Origin of the sequence: Shewanella algidipiscicola, assembly GCF_900380485.1 — a bacterium.
Lineage (GTDB): Bacteria > Pseudomonadota > Gammaproteobacteria > Enterobacterales > Shewanellaceae > Shewanella > Shewanella algidipiscicola.
In genome coordinates this window covers 268,465-290,746 of record NZ_OXJV01000016.1, presented here as the reverse complement: position 1 = coordinate 290,746, position 22,282 = coordinate 268,465, and the positions used below count along the sequence as shown (strand labels likewise).

The 22,282-nt window shown below is 46.2% G+C and carries 17 protein-coding genes and 6 tRNA genes; 3 read left to right on the top strand and 20 right to left on the bottom strand.

Features of this window, described 5'->3' with window-relative positions:
• Positions 1-246: 246 nt before the first annotated feature.
• From sstT to DN599_RS11615, 7 genes are all read right to left on the bottom strand, one after another.
• Positions 247-1,473 (bottom strand): serine/threonine transporter SstT, encoded by a 1,227-nt coding sequence (gene sstT, locus DN599_RS11645; RefSeq protein ID WP_110457759.1) that lies wholly within the window; start codon positions 1,471-1,473, stop codon positions 247-249.
• Positions 1,474-1,793: 320 nt separating this feature from the next.
• The gene (locus DN599_RS11640; protein WP_110457758.1) at positions 1,794-2,693 is read right to left on the bottom strand and encodes a chemotaxis protein CheV; all 900 of its coding nucleotides are present in this window, start codon (positions 2,691-2,693) and stop codon (positions 1,794-1,796) included.
• Between the two features lie 94 nt (positions 2,694-2,787).
• Positions 2,788-4,308: a phospholipase D family protein gene (locus tag DN599_RS11635; RefSeq protein WP_110457757.1), complete on the bottom strand. Its 1,521-nt coding sequence runs from the start codon at positions 4,306-4,308 to the stop codon at positions 2,788-2,790.
• A 61-nt stretch (positions 4,309-4,369) separates the two neighbouring features.
• Complete coding sequence (locus DN599_RS11630) at positions 4,370-4,840, bottom strand: phosphatase domain-containing protein (RefSeq protein WP_110457756.1); 471 nt, start codon at positions 4,838-4,840, stop codon at positions 4,370-4,372.
• Between the two features lie 43 nt (positions 4,841-4,883).
• On the bottom strand, positions 4,884-6,182 hold the full coding sequence (locus tag DN599_RS11625; RefSeq protein WP_110457865.1) for a DEAD/DEAH box helicase: 1,299 nt from the start codon (positions 6,180-6,182) through the stop codon (positions 4,884-4,886).
• A 63-nt stretch (positions 6,183-6,245) separates the two neighbouring features.
• A complete protein-coding gene (locus DN599_RS11620) occupies positions 6,246-6,830 on the bottom strand; it encodes a methylated-DNA--[protein]-cysteine S-methyltransferase (RefSeq protein ID WP_239473295.1) in 585 nt (194 codons plus the stop codon).
• Positions 6,827-8,308: a DNA-3-methyladenine glycosylase 2 family protein gene (locus DN599_RS11615; protein WP_239473294.1), complete on the bottom strand. Its 1,482-nt coding sequence runs from the start codon at positions 8,306-8,308 to the stop codon at positions 6,827-6,829. The genes DN599_RS11620 and DN599_RS11615 overlap by 4 nt, the downstream gene beginning before the upstream one ends.
• A 291-nt stretch (positions 8,309-8,599) precedes the next feature.
• Here DN599_RS11615 and DN599_RS11610 point away from each other — a divergent pair, with 291 nt between their 5' ends.
• On the top strand, positions 8,600-10,429 hold the full coding sequence (locus DN599_RS11610) for an ABC transporter ATP-binding protein (RefSeq protein ID WP_110457754.1): 1,830 nt from the start codon (positions 8,600-8,602) through the stop codon (positions 10,427-10,429).
• 303 nt (positions 10,430-10,732) lie between these two features.
• Positions 10,733-11,620, top strand: coding sequence for an IS982 family transposase (locus DN599_RS11605; RefSeq protein ID WP_110457753.1), 888 nt, complete (start codon positions 10,733-10,735; stop codon positions 11,618-11,620).
• Between the two features lie 301 nt (positions 11,621-11,921).
• Here DN599_RS11605 and DN599_RS11600 read toward each other — a convergent pair.
• The 7 genes from DN599_RS11600 to gltX all read right to left on the bottom strand — a co-directional run bounded on the left by DN599_RS11600 (position 11,922) and on the right by gltX (position 14,422).
• Positions 11,922-11,997 (bottom strand) — tRNA-Ala (locus DN599_RS11600).
• Between the two features lie 52 nt (positions 11,998-12,049).
• A tRNA-Glu gene (locus DN599_RS11595) sits at positions 12,050-12,125 on the bottom strand.
• Positions 12,126-12,231: 106 nt separating this feature from the next.
• Positions 12,232-12,307: transfer RNA gene (locus DN599_RS11590), tRNA-Glu, on the bottom strand.
• Positions 12,308-12,414: 107 nt separating this feature from the next.
• A tRNA-Glu gene (locus DN599_RS11585) sits at positions 12,415-12,490 on the bottom strand.
• A 107-nt stretch (positions 12,491-12,597) separates the two neighbouring features.
• Positions 12,598-12,673 (bottom strand) — tRNA-Glu (locus DN599_RS11580).
• Between the two features lie 159 nt (positions 12,674-12,832).
• Positions 12,833-12,908, bottom strand: a tRNA-Ala gene (locus tag DN599_RS11575).
• A 104-nt stretch (positions 12,909-13,012) separates the two neighbouring features.
• Complete coding sequence (gene gltX, locus DN599_RS11570) at positions 13,013-14,422, bottom strand: glutamate--tRNA ligase (RefSeq protein WP_110457752.1); 1,410 nt, start codon at positions 14,420-14,422, stop codon at positions 13,013-13,015.
• 462 nt (positions 14,423-14,884) lie between these two features.
• On the opposite strand from gltX, the gene DN599_RS11560 reads away from it, so the two are divergent.
• The gene (locus tag DN599_RS11560; RefSeq protein ID WP_110457751.1) at positions 14,885-15,151 is read left to right on the top strand and encodes a chemotaxis protein; all 267 of its coding nucleotides are present in this window, start codon (positions 14,885-14,887) and stop codon (positions 15,149-15,151) included.
• 220 nt (positions 15,152-15,371) lie between these two features.
• On the opposite strand, the gene DN599_RS11555 is transcribed toward DN599_RS11560, so the two are convergent.
• From DN599_RS11555 to DN599_RS11530, 6 genes are read right to left on the bottom strand one after another with little or no spacing between them, the layout of a single operon-like run.
• The gene (locus tag DN599_RS11555; protein WP_110457750.1) at positions 15,372-16,265 is read right to left on the bottom strand and encodes a LysR family transcriptional regulator; all 894 of its coding nucleotides are present in this window, start codon (positions 16,263-16,265) and stop codon (positions 15,372-15,374) included.
• 47 nt (positions 16,266-16,312) lie between these two features.
• A complete protein-coding gene (locus tag DN599_RS11550; RefSeq protein WP_110457749.1) occupies positions 16,313-17,419 on the bottom strand; it encodes a DUF3541 domain-containing protein in 1,107 nt (368 codons plus the stop codon).
• A complete protein-coding gene (locus DN599_RS11545; protein WP_110457748.1) occupies positions 17,397-19,088 on the bottom strand; it encodes a gluzincin family metallopeptidase in 1,692 nt (563 codons plus the stop codon). Before DN599_RS11545 ends, DN599_RS11550 begins: the two co-directional genes overlap by 23 nt.
• The gene (locus DN599_RS11540; RefSeq protein ID WP_110457747.1) at positions 19,051-20,007 is read right to left on the bottom strand and encodes an alpha-L-glutamate ligase-like protein; all 957 of its coding nucleotides are present in this window, start codon (positions 20,005-20,007) and stop codon (positions 19,051-19,053) included. The genes DN599_RS11545 and DN599_RS11540 overlap by 38 nt, the downstream gene beginning before the upstream one ends.
• Before the next feature lie 2 nt (positions 20,008-20,009).
• Positions 20,010-21,515, bottom strand: a complete 1,506-nt coding sequence (locus DN599_RS11535; protein ID WP_110457746.1) for an inactive transglutaminase family protein — start codon at positions 21,513-21,515, stop codon at positions 20,010-20,012.
• 17 nt (positions 21,516-21,532) lie between these two features.
• Complete coding sequence (locus tag DN599_RS11530) at positions 21,533-22,279, bottom strand: ATP-dependent zinc protease family protein (protein WP_110457745.1); 747 nt, start codon at positions 22,277-22,279, stop codon at positions 21,533-21,535.
• Positions 22,280-22,282: the final 3 nt, after the last annotated feature.

The window sequence follows — 22,282 nt, the reverse complement described above, 5'->3', positions numbered from 1 at the left end:
GGTTTAAAATAAAAATGCGAGCTAAATCACTATTAATACAATCTCATACCTTAGCAATACGAATTAAGTGTCAATTAGATCAACAACATCATATCAAACAGCTCTAAACCAGCAGATACAAGCAATCATTCTTTGGTGATTCAAATGAATGAAGTACTGCTCATTTATTCAAGCGTCACAACCTAACGATCAAAAAAGGAGCCTAAAAGCTCCTTTTTTATGCGCTATAACCCTATCGGGTGTATGCTAGGCCATATCAGCGGCACGATCTGCGCCTTCGCATGCAGAGGCTGTAAAGACCACATCCGTTGAGCTATTTAATGCGGTTTCTGCAGAATCTTGAATAACGCCAATAATAAAGCCAACCGACACAACTTGCATCGCAACATCATTAGAGATACCAAACAAGCTGCACGCCAGAGGGATTAATAACAGCGAGCCCCCCGCAACACCTGACGCGCCACAAGCCGAAACAGCGGCAACAACACTGAGCAGGATAGCCGTTAAAATATCGACTTGAATACCTAAGGTATGCACTGCCGCCAAAGTTAATACCGTGATAGTGATTGCGGCGCCGCCCATATTAATGGTCGCCCCCAGCGGAATAGAAACTGAATAGGTGTCTTCGTGCAGATCAAGCTTTTCACACAGTGCCATATTAACTGGAATATTGGCAGCACTTGAGCGAGTAAAAAATGCCGTAACGCCACTCTCACGTAAACAGGTAAGTACTAATGGATATGGGTTACGTCTAATTTTGAACCAAACAATAAGCGGGTTAACCACTAGTGCAATAATAAGCATTGAGCCAAGCAGTACAGCAAGTAACTGAGCATAACCAGCCAGAGCCTCAAAACCGGTAGCCGCAAAGGTAGTTGCCACTAAACCAAAAATACCAATAGGGGCAAGGCGAATAATAAAACGCACCATTTGTGATACACCATGACTGATATCGGCAAACACGGTTTTGGTGGTTTCACTCGCATGATGTAAAGCTAAACCTAAGCCCACACCCCAGGCCAAAATGCCAATATAATTGCCAGTCATTAGTGCATTAACGGGGTTATCCACCAGCTTAAACATTAAGGTATATATCACTTCAGTAATACCTTCGGGTGGATTAGCACCTTCAGCCCCTGTTGCCAACACCAATGTCGTTGGAAACATAAAACTTAAAGTTACCGCGGTGATCGCCGCTGCAAATGTACCAAAAAGGTACAAGGTAACAATAGGACGCATATTGGTTTTGGCGTTTTTCTTTTGGTTAGCAATCGATGCTGCCACCAAAATAAACACTAAAATAGGTGCAATCGCTTTTAAAGCACCAACAAAGAGATTGCCAAGAAAGGCAACACTATGCGCAGCCGATGTCGAATACAGTGCCAGCGCTACCCCAGCAACAATCCCCAACACAATTTGCAGCACTAGACTGCCATTTGCTAACTTAGCAAACAAAGACCGATTTTGATTCATTGATTGACCTGTTATTTTAATTTGTTAGATTTGAACACTTCACGTGTCACGCCCGACTCTCTTGCGTCATATCACTTTCTTGTTGTATTGATTATTAGCCATCTCACACCAGCAGGTTACCATCAATAACGCTGTGGCTTGCGACCATTATGCGAAAGGACAAGCAACGCAGAACGCCAATCGACTCCAGATTAAACTTCCTTCACCTTGAGGTTTTATAGAATCTGACCGGCGTTGTCTAGCAATCGGTTTAAATTAGCCCCATAAATTACTCATTAGCAGCATAAATTACTCATTAACAGCATAAATATAACAAGACGCTAATGTTTAGCGCCGCGGTGCGATTCGGCACCTCGCAACATAGCGTCAATCAGCTCATGAGCATCAAATTTTGTCAGAGCCTCATTCGCGCCCACTTGATGAGCTTGGCTAACGCTAATTTCACTCGATAACGAGGTATGCAAGATAATATAGGCATCGGCTAATGCGGGGGTGTTTTTAACCTCAAAAGCCAGCTCATAACCATCGAGCCCCGGCATTTCGATATCACTGACCAATAGATCAACAGGATGCCCAGCTTGATGTGCACGCTCCATAATCGCCAGCGCTTCACGGCCATCGGAGGTCACCTGATAAGGAATATTGATGCTATCTAGGGCATCCGAAAGCTGTTTTCGCGCCACCAGAGAATCGTCGACTAACAAGATATTGAGCGGCTTTAAGATCTCACGTTGCACATCGGTCAAGATAGCGCGTTTGCTTGCGAGACTAAGTGGAAATACTTTCGACAGTAGCAATTCAACATCGAGCAACTGCACTAACTTATCGTCGACTCGTGTCACCCCCGTCAGGTAAGCATTTTTACCTAAGTTAGATGGTGGCGGCTCAATATCACGCCAATTACAATCCATGATTTTATCGATAGAGCGCACTAAAAAACCCATCACCATTCGCTGGCAATCGGTAATAATGATATAGGCATTTTCACGCTCATCTTCACCAATAGGCGCATAGCCAACAGCGGCCGCCATATCGATAATAGGGATGGTATTGCCTCGCACCGTCGCCGCACCAATAATGGTGTGATGGGATTTTGGAATCGCACTCAGCTTGGTATAGGGCACTAATTCACGGATCTTAAGCGTGCCAAGGGCAAACAGTTGGCTGTGTGACAGTCTAAACAACAATAAGCCTTGAGATTGGCTTGCCTTACTTTTCATAATTTACCGACATCTAGATATGAGCCATTTTTATGAGCGTACACTACCACACCTCCCCACTATTGACGATGTTCAATCAGCAATAATTTGACCTCTATAACTGTGATTCTATCGGCAGTAATCCAATCAAATCGGCCATGAGTTTTCGCCAAAAACTGGCATCGGGTTCGCTGTAATAAGTGGTAGATTGACTATCATCAAACCAAACTAACTCGCCCTCTTCAACTCCAACACGGTAAGCATTTTCACGTAAGTTATTGTCGATACCGGATAATATTAATGAGGCAAATACTTCATCGTAGAAAATAAGACCCAGCTCGGTATTGATCCACGCCGAACGGGGATCGAAATTAAATGATCCAACAAACACAGCATGGGCATCAAGTACGAAAGTCTTTGCATGTAGACTGGAGCGTGAACTGCCCTTCCACGCCGAAGGCCGGTGATTAACATCTACTTTCATTTCATAAATAGTCACACCGTTTTCCAGCAACAATTGTCGATAGCGCTGATAACCCGCATGAACCGCCAATACATCTGTTGCGGCCAGGCTATTGGTCACTACGGTGACTTTTACCCCGTTTTTTACCGCCGCGATTAAGGCTTCTGAGCCTGACTTTGTGGGCACAAAATAGGGGGAAATTAACAGCACTTGCTGTTTAGCTTTGGCTAAAAAGCGCCCCAGATCGGACAATAACCATTGATCTTGTTGAGCGCCAATGGCTTTTTCGGGAGGGTCATAAATCACTTCAGCCTCCCCCCAAAACCATGCCATTTGCGTTGTACGGATCTTATTTAATAACTCACTAAACTCAAGGCGCTCTAAAAATTCATCGCCTTCAAATTGTGCTTGCCGCTGCGCCATATTAGCCTGAGCCTTGGCAACCATGCTTGCAGTCACCGGCTCAGTTAAGCTGGCGATATCATGCACCACAGGGGCATTCCAATATAAATCAAACTGATCTGAGACTTTATCGACTGCCTTACCTATGGTGAGTAGGTCGAAATCACCAAAATCAACTTCTTTATTTTTTGAAAAATATTCATTACCAATATTACGCCCACCGACAATGGTAATGAGGTTATCCACAGTTAGAGACTTATTGTGCATGCGATGATTAAGACGAGAGAAACCAGTTATCATGGCTAAATTTCGAAATGTTCTCTCATAACTGGGATTAAACAAGCGCACTTCAATATTGGGATGACTGGCCAAGATCATCAAGCCTTCATCGAGGGTTTTAGTCGTCAAATCATCGAGCAACAACCGAATCCGAACCCCTCTGTCGGCGGCATCAATGAGATACCACACCAGCATGCGGCCTGTCTCATCGGCGCGATAGATATAGTATTGCAAATCAATACTACGCCGCGCAGCATGCACTATGGCTAAACGCGCAAGGAACGCATCAACACCTGATCCTAACGGCAGTACGCCCGTTTTATCAGGATGCTGTACTAATGAACCTTGTAGATACTGATAGAGGGATGAATCGGTTGGGGGGGCCAATTTATAACTCGGCGTCTTAGCCACTTCAGGTAGGCTAGATGAACAAGCCACTAAGGCAAAAAAACAAGTTGCTAATAGTGTATTAAGCAAAATCTTGTTCAACATAAGCCGCCATACTGTCAGATGATAAGATCAATAGCCTACTGATTAACATAGGCTATAGAGGTCAATCTTGTAAAGCATATAGCACGTCAAATGCGAACTGATCCCAGCCTTCAGCACTAAAAGCAATATCACGAATAGCCCGCACTTGACTGACCGCATGTAACGGCGCGGCCCCATTACTCATTAAATAATAAGCCATCAATAACGCGGTGCGATCTTTACCCGAGCGGCAATGAATAAGCACGGCAATATCGTCGGCTTCACACTGTTGAATAAACGCCAGCGCTTTAGGTAACTGCTCGGCACATAGTTCAACATCCCCCGCTAGCGGAGGGACATTGCGCGAAAAAGGAATGCAGGCATAACGCAGGTCGTGATCTTCAAACACTTCAGGATCGCACATCTCACCGCCATTAACTGATAACACGGCGCCGATACCACCTTGTTTTAACTCGTTAATGTCCCAGTTTTCCTTATTGGGGCCACATCGACCCGCGATTCGTCCTTCTACCAACCAAAAAAGGTGCTGCATAACCCTTCCTTTTATCTACTCATTAACAGAAAACGAATACTCACTATGGCTTATTGCTCCATAGTTGTTCATTGATCTTAGGTAACTTTTTACGCTTTTTTTTACCGGTTCCCGCAGGTTTAGCCATTGGTTTGTCCATTCGAGAGAGGAGCTCCTCTGGCACCTGTTCGTCGGCTTCGAAACCTGGATATTGCTCTCTAGGTAAGCGAATCTTGTTCTTTTTCTCTATGACAGAGAAGTGATGATAATCTTCATGGCTTATCAGCGAAATCGCTTCACCAGCCTCGCCTGCTCGACCACTGCGTCCAATACGATGCATATAATCGGCTGGACTTCTCGGCAGTTCATAGTTGATCACCACAGGTAATTTTTCGATATCGATACCACGGGCGGCAATATCGGTCGCGATAAGTACCGTCACTTCTGCACGCTTAAAAGCCTCCAGCAGACGGGTTCGTGTCCCTTGCGCTTTATCGCTATGAAAAACCTCGGCCGTAATACCTTGTTTAGCCAGTTTCTGCGCCACTCGATTACAACTATTTTTAGCGCTGGCAAATACCAGCACCTGTGACCAGGCATGGGTCTTAATTAATTCAGCTAGTAATGCGGTTTTACGCTCACGATTGACAGTAAATACACGTTGACTGATGGTTTGCGGCTCATCATCTTGCAGCTGGATCTCAACCGGTTGCTCTAATAGCGCCGTGGTAAGCTCGCGCACCTCTTCAGGAAACGTCGCCGAAAACAGCAAGGTCTGCTTACGCTTGGGTAACAGGGCTAAGATCTGCTTAAGTTCGTCGTCAAAGCCTAGGTTTAACATGCGATCGGCTTCATCGAGTACTAAAGTCTGTACCTTACTTAGCTTTATTGCGTTGCTAGACACTAAGTCGAGTAGTCGCCCTGGCGTCGCAACTAATACGTCAGCGCCACCACGTAGGGCCAGCATCTGGGTATTAACCGATACGCCGCCATAGACAGCCAATACTTTCGCCTTGGGCTCCAGCCCAGCGCCATAACTGATAAAGCTGTCGGCAACCTGCTGGGCCAGCTCACGCGTGGGCACTAAGACTAACGCACTAACATAATTGCCACCGCTGACCCCTTGGCCGCTCAGTTTTTGCAGTAAAGGCAGCGCAAAAGCGGCCGTCTTACCCGAACCAGTATTGGCACCCGCTAAGAGATCCCCCCCCGCTAGCACTACAGGAATAGCCTGCTGCTGCACGGCTGTGGGCTGGGTGTAACCCAACGCGTACAAGCGTGCTAGCAGTGTTTCATTAAGATTAAGCTGGCTAAAAGTGATAGGGCTGGTGGTGCCAGTAACGGAACGGTTTTCTGAGGTCATAACTAAACAGGGTGCCAAAATATTATATAGCCCAATATTGTACTGTAAAAGCATCCAGAAAGCTTACAATTTACCAGCTACACCACCGCGCTCTAGGGTCAATAGTTGCTGCTTTATCTCAAGGCCATAAGCGTAACCCGTTAAGGTACCGCTTTTTCCTATGATTCGATGACAGGGAATAATAATCGCAATGTGATTCGCGCCGTTAGCGCTGCCCACCGCCCTCACCGCGTTGGGATTATCAATCACATGGGCGATATCGCTATAACTACATGATTTTCCGTAGGGCTGGGTTAACAAGGCTTGCCAAACCTGATGCTGAAACACAGTGCCAACTGGGGCTAACGGCACGGTAAACCCAGTAAGCTTACCTAAGAGGTATTGCTCTATCTCGCTCTTGGCTTGCTGTAAATGCTCATTGGCCAGCTGCTTGTCAGCATCTGTAGCGGCAATTAAGGCGATATCTCTTGCGGCCCAGCTATCGGTCTCACGCGGCTTAAAGGTTAAATCAGAAAGGCCAAATCGATTGGCGGCGATGACAATATGACCCATGTCAGTGGTTATGGTTTGTTTTGCTATCGGCATAAAATTGACTTCGCCATCGTTTCTCGACATCGCTCGATAGTGTTTGACACAAACTAGGCTCATTGCTGGCTCCATAATTGAAATGTTAGATAACTGCCCCAAGGTGAAATTTGGCTGCTAAGACACTCAGTTTGCGCTGAATAATATCGCTGTTGTTCACCTTTAGTGACAGCGTCATCAAGATGCTTAGCATTTCCAGCTTTAGACAAATTTGCAAGCAGCTGATGCCTCACAACGAGATCACTGACTAATAAGATGTCGGGTAAACTTAAGCCTCTTAGGCGCACATAATCGACCGTCCAAGGCCCTATTCCCTTAATTGACAACCACTCATCAACTGAAGCATGGGGATGATGTTGAATAAACAGTGCTAACGCCTTTAATGCTGCCTTTCTTGCTCTGGGCACCTTGAGACAATCGAGCGATGCGCCAGCGATGACTTCGGCAGTAGGAAAGAGTCTCAACCGACGCCCCTCAAGTATCACCGTCTCACCATAATGATCCACTAATGCCTGCAATAGCGTTACCGATTGCAGCACACTCACCTGTTGTCCCAGCACTGCCCGACACGCCGCCTCAAATGGTGACCACACTCCAGGTATGCGAACACCACTATTGATTGTGGGCAAATAATCCCCCAGCGCCGCAAGCCGGCTCTCGACTTCAACCAGATCGGCATCTAAATCGAGCATCCTGCGCATATTACAAACTACAGCCTGTAAATGAACAAGATCATCTGCACTACTCATCACAACCTTAAGCTTGAAACTACTGGACGCTTCACAATGGGTCGCCTCAACATAACCATACCCCCCATTTAATTGAAAACTGCGACCATAGTGGTTCTCACCCACCCACTCCATCTCATTTACCGCTCGAAGACGATAAAACTCCCGTTGATGCTGCCAATTAAAAGGTGGCCGATAAAAAAGCCGTAAATGAAGACTTGTCGAATCAGACGTTAACCCCACCGCGGCGTGATGATTTTTACGTATCGCACTCGGCGTAAGTTGCAACTGTTGTTGAAATAATTCATTGAAACGCCGAACACTATTAAAGCCGGACGCAAAAGCAATATCGGTAATAGGCATAGTAGATTGGTGCAGTAGCTGTTTGGCAAACATCAGCTGCTGATACTGGGCATATTGTTTTGGTGAGACGCCTAAATGACGCTGAAACAGCTCACGAAGATGTCGACTGCTGATCCCTAATTTATCGGCAAACGCTGCGATGGATATGGCAGTTGGCCCCGATAATATGCCGTTGTTAATAAGTGCCACCGCGCGATTTACCGTGGTTTGCGTCCCTATCCATGGGTTCGATTGAGGTGCACTATCGGGACGACAGCGCAAACAGGGCCTTAACCCTTCATTAGCGGCTGCCACAGCGGTATCGAAATAACGCACATTGTGCTCTTTCGCTGCCACAGCAGGGCAAATAGGCCTGCAATAGATCCGAGTAGAGAACACCCCGACGAAAAAAAGACCATCAAAACGCCGATCGCGCGACAACCGGGCGCGGCGAAAACTTTCAGTTGTCATTCGGTTATCATTAGTCATTGAAGGTAAGCTCCGAGAGATCATCGGTTGGATTAAGCCAACTCTAATCCAAGCCGTAACCTGATACTAGCGGAAAACGGCGCTCAACCTAATACCACTAAGCAAAACACCACCATGATATGCACAAGCCCTCTGGCATTCCCCTAGCCTATCGACTAGTCCTATTGAATAGATCCGTTTTAGTTAACTCTTGATAGACATTAATGATTAAGCTTCTGGTAATATGTGATATTCATAAAAATTATCACTCATTCTCAGCCTATAAGGACTTTAATGTTTAAGTTATTTGAATCTTGGGTTAACGCTTTACCCGATGAGGAGCCTCAACAACCGCCAAGGGGGATTTACGCTTTTTGCCGGCATTACACCAAAGGGTTTGAAATCCCCTTAGTATTGATGTCGATTTTAACTGCCGCCTTAGCCATATTAGAAGTCTCACTCTTCGCCTTTATGGGGGATTTAGTGGATTTATTGGCTAGCCACGATCCCGCGACCTTGTTTGAACAGCAAGGTGGCAAGCTGCTGATGATGTCAGTGCTGGTTTTGGTGGTCATTCCCGCCTTAGTATTGCTGCATGCGTTAGTCGTATATCAAGGCCTACTGGGTAACTACCCTATGTCAATTCGTTGGTTAGCCCATCGATATCTGCTCAAACAAAGCGTGTCCTTTTATCAAAATGACTTTGCCGGGCGTATCGCCACTAAAGTGATGCAAACGTCACTGGCCGTACGTGAAACCGTCACCAAATTACTGGATGTACTGGTGTATATCTTGGTTTATTTTTTGTCGATGCTGGTGATCATCGCCGATGCCGATTATCGGTTAATGTTACCCATGCTAGTCTGGTTAGGTTTGTATATTGGTCTGCAGATCTATTTCTTACCAAAACTAAAAAAAGTGTCGACAGAACAGGCTGATGCACGTTCTACTATGACAGGACGTATTGTCGATAGTTATACCAATATCGCCACAGTGAAACTGTTTTCCCATACGCAGCAAGAAGCGCAATATGCCAAAGAGAGCATGACAGGCTTTCTCGACACGGTTTATAGGCAAATGCGCTTAGTTACAGGCATTAACGTAAGCGTGCAGGTAATTAACTACCTGCTGGCCTTTACCATTGCCGCCGTCTCTATTTGGCTGTGGCGTGACAGTGCCATCACCATTGGCGCGATTGCTGTAGCGGTGAGTTTATCCCTGCGTTTAAACGGCATGTCGCAGTGGATCATGTGGGAAATTAGCTCACTGTTTGAAAATATTGGTACCGTCGCCGATGGCATGAACACCTTGGCCAAGCCCACAGACATTGAAGACAGTGAAAAAGCCAGCAAATTAGCGGTGCGCGAAGGCAAAATCGATTTTGACAACGTCAGTTTTCATTATGGCGAAAAGAGCGGCGTTATCGATGCGCTAAACCTCAACATCAAAGCCGGTGAAAAAGTTGGCTTGGTGGGGCGCTCAGGTGCGGGCAAATCGACCCTAGTTAACCTACTAATGCGCTTTCATGATGTCGAAAAAGGCACGATTACCATTGACGATCAGGACATCAGATTGGTGACACAAGACTCGCTGCGTTCAAATATTGGTATGGTGACTCAAGACACCTCCCTGCTGCATCGCTCTATCCGTGACAATATTCGCTACGGTAAGCCAGATGCTACAGAAGAGGAGTTAGACAATGCCATCAGGCAGGCACAGGCCTATGACTTTATTAATGAATTAAGCGATCCTGAAGGTAATCATGGATTGGATGCTCAGGTCGGCGAGCGCGGTGTCAAACTCTCTGGTGGTCAACGCCAACGGATCGCAATTGCAAGAGTATTACTCAAAAATGCACCTATCTTACTGCTCGACGAGGCCACATCGGCATTAGACTCCGAAATTGAAGCGGCGATTCAGGAGAGTTTATATCAGCTGATGGAAGGCAAAACCGTTATCGCCATCGCTCATCGCCTGTCAACGATTGCCGCGATGGACCGGCTTATCGTACTGGATCAAGGCAAAATTGTTGAACAAGGTACACACCAAGCATTGATCGCCCAAGGCGGCATTTACGCCCAGCTTTGGGCACATCAAACTGGCGGCTTCTTAGGCATAGATTAAGCCTACACGTTAACCTCAACACCCGCCTCTTTGCCTACATACCCAGCAAAGAGGCTTTTTTATGCTTTAGGATTAATGAGTTACCCTTCCCTGCACTGTCTACTCTCTAGAGTCGGAAATACCGCTTGGCACTTGGGTTATCATCGCCACTATCTGAATCGCCACTATCCGAATCCTGAATCACCACTATCTGAATAGACGAGAACTCAGTAGATAACCTGAACTCGGGATAAGAAATTGAACTAATAGCCCTCTTTGTGATCAGATCTCTCGACCAAGATTAATCAATCACGCAGAGGGCATATGAATAATTTAGTGGATGTATTTTGTGATGTCGATGATTTTTGTAATGTTTTTATTCCTCAATGGGAACAACAGTGTCTAAGCGATGGAACTCGCAAGCGTAAGCGCGCTGGCAGAATGACGATGAGTGAAATTATGACAATTATCATCGCCTTTCATATGTCTAATCATCGTGACTTCAAGAATTTTTACACTGGATATCTGGCTCGTTTCTACAAATCTGATTTTNCAAACTTGCTTAGCTACACTCGATTTCTTGAAGTCATGCCGAGTGCCGTCATTCCAATGTGCAGTTATTTTTCCTCTTTAAAAAGCGAANCGACAGGCATCGAGTTCGTTGANTCAACGAGCATTAANGTTTGTCATAATTTGCGAATTCCAAGGCATAAAACGCTAGCAGGTCTCGCCAGCCGAGGAAAAGGCACGATGGGCTGGTTCTATGGTTTTAAACTACATCTTATTGTGAACCATCAAGGCGGCATCGTTGCAGCNAAAATAACACCTGCGAATGTGCATGACACTAAACCCGTAAAAGATATGGTCGTTGAATCAATGGATAAACTCTATGCTGATAAGGGGTATATCGGCAAAGCGTTAGCAGGCGACNTATTAGAACGTGGGGTNACTATCGTTAATAACGTGCGTAAAAATATGAAAGCAAAGGCTTTATCATTATGGGATAGAGCCATGCTTTCTAGACGATTTATTATNGAAACAATCAATGACCAGCTAAAAAACATCTCACAAATAGAGCATACGCGGCACCGCAGCGTACATGGTTTCATGCTTAATGTGATAGGAGGTTTAGTGGCTTATCAACTCAAAGAGAATAAGCCACAACTCAATATTACATCAGCAGAATTCAACGTGATTTCAGTGTTACGTTAAACCGATCTGAGGTTAGATACTATCTCAATAGGCTCATTAGCTATCAGTAGTTGACGCGCACCAGAGATCAGCGCTGGTCGCTAACAAGCTGATATGGCCAATGGGTTTAGCTGAAATTAGGAGAGTGTCATCACGGACATTAGCTGAAGACATAAAAATGCCACAGAATCAGTCAAGACGTCGGAGAGCCAGAGAGTCGAGTCAGGCAAAGGCATAGTGGCCCATGACGTCTGAATCAAAAATTTAGGCGAAAAAAAACCACCAATTAAGGTGGTTTCTTCCAACGTACAAGACGTTGATTTGGTGGAGCCTAGCGGGATCGAACCGCTGACCTCAACACTGCCAGTGTTGCGCTCTCCCAGCTGAGCTAAGGCCCCAAATTCACGTTACTATATATGAAAACCATAGATAACACAAAAGGTTAAATAGTGGTATCCCATAGGGGATTCGAACCCCTGTTACCGCCGTGAAAGGGCGGTGTCCTAGGCCTCTAGACGAATGGGACACTGTTGGTACGTTATACTCTGTACCGAGTGAATACTCGTTAAAGCCAGTAGGCTATCGCTTCAACGCTATCGAATCGTCAACTTGTTAGTCAACCACTCAAAAAGTGGTATCCCATAGGGGATTCGAACCCCTGTTACCGCCGTGAAAGGGCGGTGTCCTAGGCCTCTAGACGAATGGGACACTGTTGGNACGTTATACTCTGTACCGAGTGAATACTCGTTAAAGCCAGTAGGCTATCGCTTCAACGCTATCGAATCGTCAACTTGTTAGTCAACCACTCAAAAAAGTGGTATCCCATAGGGGATTCGAACCCCTGTTACCGCCGTGAAAGGGCGGTGTCCTAGGCCTCTAGACGAATGGGACACTGTTGGNACGTTATACTCTGTACCGAGTGAATACTCGTTAAAGCCAGTAGGCTATCGCTTCAACGCTATCGAATCGTCAACTTGTTAGTCAACCACTCAAAAAAGTGGTATCCCATAGGGGATTCGAACCCCTGTTACCGCCGTGAAAGGGCGGTGTCCTAGGCCTCTAGACGAATGGGACACTGTTGGTACCTTATACTCTGCACCGAGTGAATACTCATTAATGTCTGTAGGCTAAACATCAATGCTAGATGATACGTTAGACTCTGTATCGAGTGAATACTCATTGATGCCTGTAGGCACTTGTTAACCAAGAATATCAATGCTTTGATAAAGTAGATGGTGGAGCCTAGCGGGATCGAACCGCTGACCTCAACACTGCCAGTGTTGCGCTCTCCCAGCTGAGCTAAGGCCCCTTACCTAACTTATCACCTTTGAGTGCACTGCAAGCATTTGCTACGCTGTGTCCCAACTGCGAGGCGCATTCTATGCAGCACACCCAAAAGTGTCAACTCGTTTTTTAGGAATTTATTCTATTTGCTACAAATTCAATCGCTTTGGAGATTCTTTGCTCACAACGGGCCTTGCCAACGAGGAATAAGGTTAAATCCACAGCTGGCGACATACCTGCACCGGTTACGGCAACGCGCAGTGGCATGCCAACCTTACCCATACCGACTTCTAATTCTGTCGCGGTATCTTCAATCGCTTGGTGGATTCCTTCCAAAGTCCACTCTGATAATGCGGCTAATTTTTGCTGAACCAGTTGTAATGGCTCCAGCGCCACACCACGAAGATGCTTTTTAGCGGCAGTTTCATCGAACTCAGCAAAGTCTTCATAGAAATAACGACTAGACGCCGCCAACTCTTTAAGGGTCTTCGCTCGCTCAGCCAACGCGGTAACCACATCAGCAAGTGCAGGACCATTACTGGTATCGATGTTTTGATCAGCCATATGCCATTCAAGATGCTTAGCGACATATTCTGGTGCAAGCGCTTTCATATAATGCTGATTTAACCAAATAAGCTTATCGGTATTAAAGGCCGAGGCCGCTTTATTGATATCCTCGAGCTTAAACAGTTGCTTCATCTCATCGATTGAAAACACTTCTTGGTCGCCATGAGACCAGCCTAGACGCACCAGATAGTTAAGCAATGCTTCAGGTAAGAAGCCATCATCACGATACTGCATCACCCCTACTGCACCATGGCGCTTAGATAGCTTGGCACCATCATCGCCCAAAATCATCGCCACATGGGCGTATTCAGGAATTGGAGCGCCCAAAGCTTTAAGAATGTTGATTTGACGAGGTGTGTTATTAATGTGGTCTTCACCACGTACAACACAAGTGATCCCCATGTCCCAGTCATCAACCACAACACAGAAGTTATAAGTCGGCGTACCGTCGGTACGAGCGATAATCAGATCATCGAGCAGGTCATTAGATATTTCGATACGACCACGAACATGATCATCAAATATTACGCTGCCTTCAGTCGGGTTTTTAAAACGGATAACAAAAGGCTCGTCAGTGTCTCGTGGCGCTTTATCGCGGCAGCAACCGTCATATTTTTGTTGCTCACCCTTGGCCGCTTGTGCTTCACGCATAGATTCGATGCGTTCACGGGTACAGTAACACTTATAAGCAGTGCCCTGCTCTAGCATCTGAGCAATGATTTCGTTGTAACGGTCAAAACGCTTAGTTTGGTAGTATGGGCCTTCATCCCAATTAAGCCCCAACCACTGCATGCCCTCTAAAATGGCCTCACATGCTTCAGGTGTTGAACGCTCAATATCGGTATCTTCGATACGTAAAACAAATTCACCTTGGTTAGCACGTGCATATAGCCATGAATAAAGTGCAGTACGAGCACCACCTACGTGTAAAAAGCCGGTAGGACTTGGAGCAAAACGCGTCTTAGTCGTCATAATGGGACATAAACCTATTGTCGAATAGTCTAAAAATAGACTGAACTATTAAATGTGGTGGCTATTCTAACAGCCAAATCCACTTAGAGAAAATACTCTGCACCATATCATCACATTAGCATCATCGACAGCCTCTACAGGTCCGCAAGTAACTAGGGCCTGTTGATCTTTCAAGGTTGTTTTTGCAGCGAATTGCTGGGTATTTATACAAGGAGGAAGCTTTGTAGTGTAGTTATTCTACATAAAAAGCTGAGAACGCAGTAAAAATACCCAACAAACGCTGCCCGAAGGGTTCGGCTAAAAACGTTTTACTCTTTGTTAAGTGAATTTTGCTTAGATGACTAGGCTGCAATCCACTCGCCTCGATTAAAACGTTTTTGTCTAGAACAAAATTCAACCAGCAAAGATAAACAGTCCCTAATCATCAAGCGGTATTTTTATCACAGCGTAGGAGACACCATCATGCAGATCCCATCGAGTTTTGCCTCAGGATTGTCGGGGTTACAGAGTGCTCAATCTGGCTTGACCCAAGCGACAGTGGACGTGGCTAAGCCTGCCACGTCAAACACAAGTGCCTCTACAACAGATACTTACGCTCCTGTCGCACAAACAGATAAAACCCATGCCTTAGTATCATCTCTTGAGTCACTCAATCAAGCCGAAGCGGCCACTGAAGTGATAGCGTTGTCATCTGAAACCCTAGGAACCGTTATCGATATTAAGGTATAACCTTGCCAATAACCCAATATCGCGCCTCGAATCTAATTGCGCTAAGACCGAACAGTAATGCTTTAGGGCAATGTCAGCCAGCACACTAGTCGATGTCTGGGCCAAGGCCTAGAACGTCAAGACTGGGAGCCGGTTCATCTAATCTAGGCTTGATCCCCGCTTAGTTCCCCCATACGCCATATCATTAATCAACAGTCATGCTTATTCAACCTGTGTTAAATCAATTGCTCTTTTGGTGTTGAGCCAATATCAACTTTTCCAGCAGTTGTGATGCAGGGCCTTGATTATCACGGTTGGGGATGATCAAACTCAATCCCGCCTTTCTATGACTACTGCCTTGCAGTGCTAGGCGACGCAGCTGACCGCTGTCGAGTAATCCTTGCACTAAATGAGCCGGGATCCAGCAAAAACCGATACCTTTTTGCAAAATAACCAAGGCTTCATGGAAGTTGGTTACCGTCCAGCGTTGTTCGGCTTTAAGCCATCCTGAATCGGCGCGAGCGATCTGGGCCGTGTCTTTAATTACAATTTGTAAATGTTCGGCTAAGACTTGGTCATATAGAGGTTCATCACGGTGTGCCAATGGATGGCTTGGATGACAGACTAACAAAAAGTCGATATGGCATAGTGGTTCGGCGATAAACCCTTTAGGCGGCGAGCCGGCAATAGCTATATCGACCTGCTCAGATTCGACTAACTCAGCGGTACCATTGATAACCGAATCGAGAATGGTAATGCGGGTACCACGTCCTTGAGGTTCAAATTGGCTTAGGGCATCGATAAGGGTCTCCATCGGGTAGATGATCTCACGAGCAATGACGAGCGATGGCTCCCAGCCTTTTTCTAATTTATTGGCCAGCATCTCCAACTCGGTGACCGAACGGGTGATATGCCGAGAGCGCCTCAGCAATACTTCACCGGTTTCGGTGAGGTAGGCTTTACGGCCCTTAACTTCGAGTAAGGCGACGCCAAGCTGAGATTGCAATTTGGCGACCGCATGATTTAACGATGACTGACTCTTATTCAGTTGTTTGGCGGCTTGGGCATAACCGCCGTAATCGACTACTGCCTGCAGGATCCGCCACTGTTCTAAGGTTGATTTTGCTTGGCTCATGAATATTCAATCTCGTTATTCAAGCCGCAGCGCGGCTCGATATTAGGTTAAGGTTTAACGTTTACCTGCTTAGGTAGGTATTTCTGGGTGCGCTTAAGCTTATGAAAATAGGGGCCTTGATGCAAAGTTGTTGGCCAATTAAGCAGCATCATAGCCAACACATTTCGGTGTTCACCTAAGGCGAGATCGGGATTGCCTTTAGGTGAGGGGATTGTATGTAGCGTCTCATCATAGGCGTTAATAATATGGCGCTGGGTTTGCGTTACCACTGGGTGTTGCGACAAACCTGCTAAATGAAAACTGATGCCGACTTCGGCAATAATATCATCGGTAGCATCGGCCAAAATCCGCTCAATGTTGGCCGCAAAATAATCTAAAATCCAAGCAAACTCCTTAGCATCAACAGGTTGTTGGTAATACTCACTTGCGGCAAAGATAAAGTGGGTCATGCCATAGATTTTGTTTCTAAATTGTTTTTTGTTGAGCTTGCTATCTCGACTTGCGGGATAGACATCATTAAAAGCCTGTTTGTAGTCGGCGATATAATCACCTACTTCAAGTTGTTTTGCCCAGTAGGCGTAATTGATCAGCTGTGCAGCCCAAGCTTCAATCATGGCTTTATCGGTTAATCCCGTTTTGAGATCGGTGGATTTTAATGCCTTGATTAGCTTGTCATGGCAGGGGCCCTGTAAGCCAAATTCGTCGATTCGGCTGGAAAAGCGTAATAACACATCGGTGTAAAATAGAAACTCAGGAAAAGGCTGTAGGGCTTTTTTGCGTGCTTTAGCGCGCGGCCCCTTGCCCAGTATCGCGATAGCCTCTCTCGCCTCGGTGTCGATAAATCCAGGCTTATCTAACTGACAAGCATAAAAACTCTGTGACTCGGTCACGGCATACAGATCGACCAGTGCGGCATTGGCGTATTTCTCATCACCGGTCATACGATACAGGCGAATACCATAATGGCCTTGCACTCTCGGGGGCAGTTGGTAGAGGTTTTGTTCCAGATGGGTCTGGATACCTTGGCGCACCTGGTTAGCGTTAAGTGTGCTTTGCTGTTCGTTCTGCTTAGCTAGACTGGCGTTGGGCAATAGCAATGCTGCACTAAGGCCGAGCACTGCGATGAGATAGTTAGAGGGCCGCGTGTTGATCATGTTGGATCCTTTTAATTAAAGAGGAGGTCGACACTGGTTCGCCAAAAATAAGGGTTAATTGTTGTGTAAAAGGTAACTGCGCTTCATTAATTAACAGCAGTTCGAATAACGCTGATTTATCGATTGTGGCTTGTTGGTCAATTAGCCGGGCAAGGCTGCGTTGCCAAAGACGTTGATAATAGCGCGGCCCTTGGTTAACGATGCCCATAAAACTATAAATTGCCTCGTTAGCTTGCGACCAAGGTTGAGTAAAGCTCAATTCAAATTCGCGTGCCATATCGGGGTAGGCGTGAGACCTTGTTTGATAGAGATTTAATGCCAGTTTGCTTCGAAAAACACTCAGTTGCTCGGCAAAAGTGGCTAAACGCGCTTCGCGGCTCTCTTTTGGCGCCGGGGGCAATAACTGATGTTGCAGATACAATGACAACCAATATTGACCGACTAAGCCAGTGTCTTGAGGGTCTGCTAAGGTATTGATGAGATAGAAGCGTCCCCCTTTAAGCAGCAATGCTAAGGCATTGCTAAATGCCTCAATCAGCTGCGTTTGTGCACGATAAGAGTCGAGTACGCCTGGAAAACTAAGCGATACTTGACCAAACTGTTGCCCCACAACGCTGTAGCGTATCGGGGTCACTCGAATGCTTGTATCTTGATCAGGCTCGCCTTGGTTGAGAAATAGATCCCCGAGCAGACGTTGTCCATGCCATAGACGGATCATAGTGTCATTGAGGCTTTCAACCCTAATCCCAAAGGGCTGGAGCGCTTGGTAGATGTGACTTAACATCACTTGGGTAAATACCGGCTGAAGTGGTGTTTTATCCGCTTGAGAGAGTGCAATCCCTAATTCCCAAGGCGCAAGGGTTGGCTGAGTCATTGCGTCGAGATATTGTTTCAGAAGTTGTGGCGTCGCGATATGCTGGGACGCTAAACTGAAACTGGCATAGTCACTAAACCCCGCCAGTTCAGCTTGTTGTTGTTTTGCGGCAATAACATGGGTAAGGGCGCGTTCACTTTTGTCTTTAGCCCGCAGTTGATAGGCTTGCCAGACTTGCTGACGGCAATGGGGATCACTTTGCTCAATCAAGTAACTGGCTATCGACTCACTAAAGCCGGGTGCTAGACTGTTGCTGGGGTCATTAAGCGCTGTATCTTTAACGGGTTTAAGCAGGCAACGATCGTTACTCATCACCAATGACAATGCCTGTTGCCTTAGGGCGAAAGTGATATTGGCTTCGCTGGTGTGTAACGCCGCTTTATCGGCGATCTCCATTTTACCTTGTAATAGCTGAGTCAGCCGTTTTGCGATTGCCTGTTCATCCGGGCGAAAGCTATTCTTTAACGCCTGACTTAAACTGACAATATTGGGATCATGATATAGCTTATCTATTTGATCCCCAAGATGCAGTTGGCACAGCAATAGGGCTTCTTGGCTTGCCGAGTTAAGTGCATATTGCTGATAATACCGTAGGCTATCTTTCAGATTAAATAGACTAATAAGGTCGCGTTCAAGATTGACAACCTGCACAGATGGCTCGCTTGGTGGGCTATCCACCCATGGGGCTATCTCATAGCGAAGGCATTGCTCGGATAATAGCGCAATGGGAGAGGCGGCTTGCGCCGCCGACACCAGATTAAGTGTTAGGGCGATTGCTAAAATGCGTTTTAGCATAGGCGACGCGCTCTTCCACTGACATGAATTTATTTCTCATCTGCTCGACATGTTGCAGTCGGGGTAAAATCCCCTGACTGTTAGCGATTTGAATGGCCAAACCGGGTCGTGCATTAAGCTCAAGTAGCAGTGGGCCGAGCTCTTGATCCAGTACCATATCTGTACCTAAGTAGCCTAACTCACTCATTTCATATGCTTTAGAAGCGGTATGGAGCAAGGTGTCCCAATGGGGTACTAAAATATCGGTCAGCTTTCTATCGGTATCGGGATGGCGTTCAATGGGGCGGTCAAATTGCACCGCATGCAAGCCTTGTCCTGTCGCAATATCGAGTCCAACGCCCACCGCTCCTTGGTGTAGGTTAGCCTTACCGTCAGAGGCGGCGGTTGATAAACGCAGCATCCCCATGACCGGAAAACCTTTAAAGACGATGAGTCGAATATCGGGCACACCTTCAAAGGAGTAGCCATCGAATACTGGATCAAATTTAATCAGACCTTCGACAATCGCCACATCGGGTTTACCGCCCAATGAAAATAATCCACTGAGAATGTTGGATATATGACGGTCGATTTCACTGGGTGTGACTTCGTTGCCATTGGCTTTATAGTAATGGCCATTGGCTACTTTAGTGATCACTAAGATCCCTTTGCCGCCCGAGCCTTGTGATGGCTTAATGACAAACCCACTGCGGTTATCGACCATCTCCGGAATGTGCACAATCTCATGCTGTTGGGAAACAGTGCCAATTAAGGCGGGTACCGCAATATCATTGGCCAAGGCCAGTTGTTTAGTGGTCAACTTGTCATCGACCCGTTTATAGTATTTACGCGGATTATAACGACCTATGTAGTCGATATTACGCTTATTCATGCCCAGGACTCCGTTGTCCCTTAGCGCCTTAGGACGCGCAAATAGCATGATTACTCTCCCGCCAAAGGTCTAAAACGTCTGAGCTCTAATAACTTGTATCCTGTGTACTGACCCATAAGTAACACTACAGCTAAAATCACCAAGTGGATGCCAAGGAAGTTAAAGACCCAATGCTGAACCCAAGTGGCGCTCATGGCGAGATAGGCTAATGTTGCAACAAACAGGCTACCGCCGCCTTGTACTAACACCTCTTTAGCGCCTTCCTCTTCCCACAAAATGGACATTCTCTCGATGGTCCAAGCCAAAATGATCATCGGGAAGAAGGTAATGGTTAGTCCTTCGCTGAGACCAAATTTATAAGAGATTAAGGTGAACAAGCCGATGATGCCTATCACCACTATGATCACCGCCGATATGCGGGAAATGAGCAGTAAGTTGAGTTCGGACAGGTATGAGCGGATCATTAAACCGAATGCCACAATGAGTAAAAATCCGATAAGTCCGGTCAGTAGTGTGGTTTGAATAAAGGCTAATGCGATCAGTACTGGCATAAAGGTACCTGAGGTTTTAATACCAATAATGACGCGTAAAAATACCACCATCAATACACCAATGGGGATCAGCAAAATCCCTTTAAACAGACTCTGTTCTTCTAGCGGTAATTGATACAGTGAGAAATCCAAGGCATCTTTATTTTTGAGCATATCGATAGAGGTCGCCAGTGCTGAGCGGGTATCTTGCAGCATCGAAAAATTGACCTGTGAATTTACCCCACCAACCACATCAAGGGTCGATTTACCTTTGCGATCCCAGATAAGCAGGTTATCTGGGCGACCTTGGGTACCATTAGCGGGGTTAAACAGTACCCATTCGCCTTGATGGTACACCTCAACGAAGGTGGTTAACTGTTGGCGACGACGCTGATCTTCTAAAAATAGCGCGTTGACTTTTTGCGCCGCAATCCCTTTGCTATTGAGCATTTGAATAAACAGATCGGCAGGAGTATTCCCCGACAATAAAAGCTCGATATTTTGGCTGCGATCGGTCGCATTAAAACTTTTGTTCAGTTGCTGGGCAAATGAGAGGTTAGTCGCGCTTCGAGACCATACCTCATCCATAATTTGCTCAGCGGCGGCTTGCTCGGTTGCAGGCCAGCTGTAAGGTAGGGGAGGTTGAGGTTCCTGCAGGGCTATTACTTGGTTATTGCCTGTGGGGACTAGGGTGACTTTGTAATATAAGTCTTGTTGACCTATGGCATTACGGATAGACCAAGTGGCGTGACGTCCCATCTCATCTTCTGCGATGGTTAGACCATAGCCTGGAGATGTGGCATTTTCGACCAGTATTTCAAAGGCCGGATCACTGGGCAGCGAAAAGGTCACTTCTGCAGATTCGCCCATGGCTTGAAAACTCACTTTGGCGTCAACAGCCCAGCTTTGTACCTGTTTGCCTGGTAGGAAAGGGACATTGTGTTCAATGCCGCGATAAACACTTGCCGCCACACCCGCTAAAAAGAGTAGCGCAACAACAATATAAAACGGTTTTCTAGAATGCATCAGCCAATAATCCTATGTTATTTCGTGCTCTGCTTAGGCATGGTTTTGCCATGAATAAAACTTTGCGCCACATCGACAACGGCGATATCTTGCATAAATTTACGTCCGAGCAGCAGTTGGTACTCTAAGTGGCTGCGATCGACAAGGTTAAGATCGGTCTCGGCTTTATATGGACCTATTTGTAAGTGAGCGTGGATCACTGGGCGACGATCACTTTCCTCATCCGATTCTTGTTTGATGCGTACGAAGCGCTCAACTTTAGACTCAAAGGTTTGTGATGGTTTGTCATAACCTTGGGTAAACACATCAAAACGTACCCATTGTTTACCATCACGTTCGAACAAAATAATATTGTGTGCATCTAATGAGGATGATTCGGCGCCAGTATCGATACGAGTCTCGAAGCCCGCTTTAACTTCGTCCATATAGACATTTTCCACCGCACCTAAAATAAACTTATCACCAATAGGGGACGGCTCGCACTGAATGGGAACTTCGATAATTTTCTTTTCTGGTTGCTGTAACTTGATGTTAGCCACTGATTGATTTAAGGCGTCAATTTGCTTCGAAAGGGCGCTAATGGCATCGAGCGCTTGTTCATGGCTTACATGACTACTCTTTATTAAGCTGGCTAATTCGCTCTGTTGTTGACTGAGGCTGCTATTGAGCGTGGCGGCATCAACCGGTATAGGCTTATTGACGTCGGTCGTTGCACAGCCTGCTAACAGGGTTGCAACGCTTATGGCTGTTATCTGTTTTAACATAGT

Coding starts and splice junctions, on each gene's coding strand:
- DN599_RS11555 (WP_110457750.1), bottom strand. CDS start 16,265: ATGAGCCAAGCAAAATCAACCTTAGAACAGTGGCGGATCCTGCAGGCA.
- DN599_RS11535 (WP_110457746.1), bottom strand. CDS start 21,515: ATGCATTCTAGAAAACCGTTTTATATTGTTGTTGCGCTACTCTTTTTA.
- DN599_RS11635 (WP_110457757.1), bottom strand. CDS start 4,308: ATGTTGAACAAGATTTTGCTTAATACACTATTAGCAACTTGTTTTTTT.
- DN599_RS11540 (WP_110457747.1), bottom strand. CDS start 20,007: ATGCTATTTGCGCGTCCTAAGGCGCTAAGGGACAACGGAGTCCTGGGC.
- DN599_RS11620 (WP_239473295.1), bottom strand. CDS start 6,830: ATGAGCCTAGTTTGTGTCAAACACTATCGAGCGATGTCGAGAAACGAT.
- sstT (WP_110457759.1), bottom strand. CDS start 1,473: ATGAATCAAAATCGGTCTTTGTTTGCTAAGTTAGCAAATGGCAGTCTA.
- DN599_RS11530 (WP_110457745.1), bottom strand. CDS start 22,279: ATGTTAAAACAGATAACAGCCATAAGCGTTGCAACCCTGTTAGCAGGC.
- DN599_RS11560 (WP_110457751.1), top strand. CDS start 14,885: ATGCAGATCCCATCGAGTTTTGCCTCAGGATTGTCGGGGTTACAGAGT.
- DN599_RS11545 (WP_110457748.1), bottom strand. CDS start 19,088: ATGCTAAAACGCATTTTAGCAATCGCCCTAACACTTAATCTGGTGTCG.
- DN599_RS11550 (WP_110457749.1), bottom strand. CDS start 17,419: ATGATCAACACGCGGCCCTCTAACTATCTCATCGCAGTGCTCGGCCTT.
- DN599_RS11640 (WP_110457758.1), bottom strand. CDS start 2,693: ATGAAAAGTAAGGCAAGCCAATCTCAAGGCTTATTGTTGTTTAGACTG.
- DN599_RS11615 (WP_239473294.1), bottom strand. CDS start 8,308: ATGACAACTGAAAGTTTTCGCCGCGCCCGGTTGTCGCGCGATCGGCGT.
- DN599_RS11625 (WP_110457865.1), bottom strand. CDS start 6,182: ATGACCTCAGAAAACCGTTCCGTTACTGGCACCACCAGCCCTATCACT.
- DN599_RS11630 (WP_110457756.1), bottom strand. CDS start 4,840: ATGCAGCACCTTTTTTGGTTGGTAGAAGGACGAATCGCGGGTCGATGT.
- DN599_RS11610 (WP_110457754.1), top strand. CDS start 8,600: ATGTTTAAGTTATTTGAATCTTGGGTTAACGCTTTACCCGATGAGGAG.
- gltX (WP_110457752.1), bottom strand. CDS start 14,422: ATGACGACTAAGACGCGTTTTGCTCCAAGTCCTACCGGCTTTTTACAC.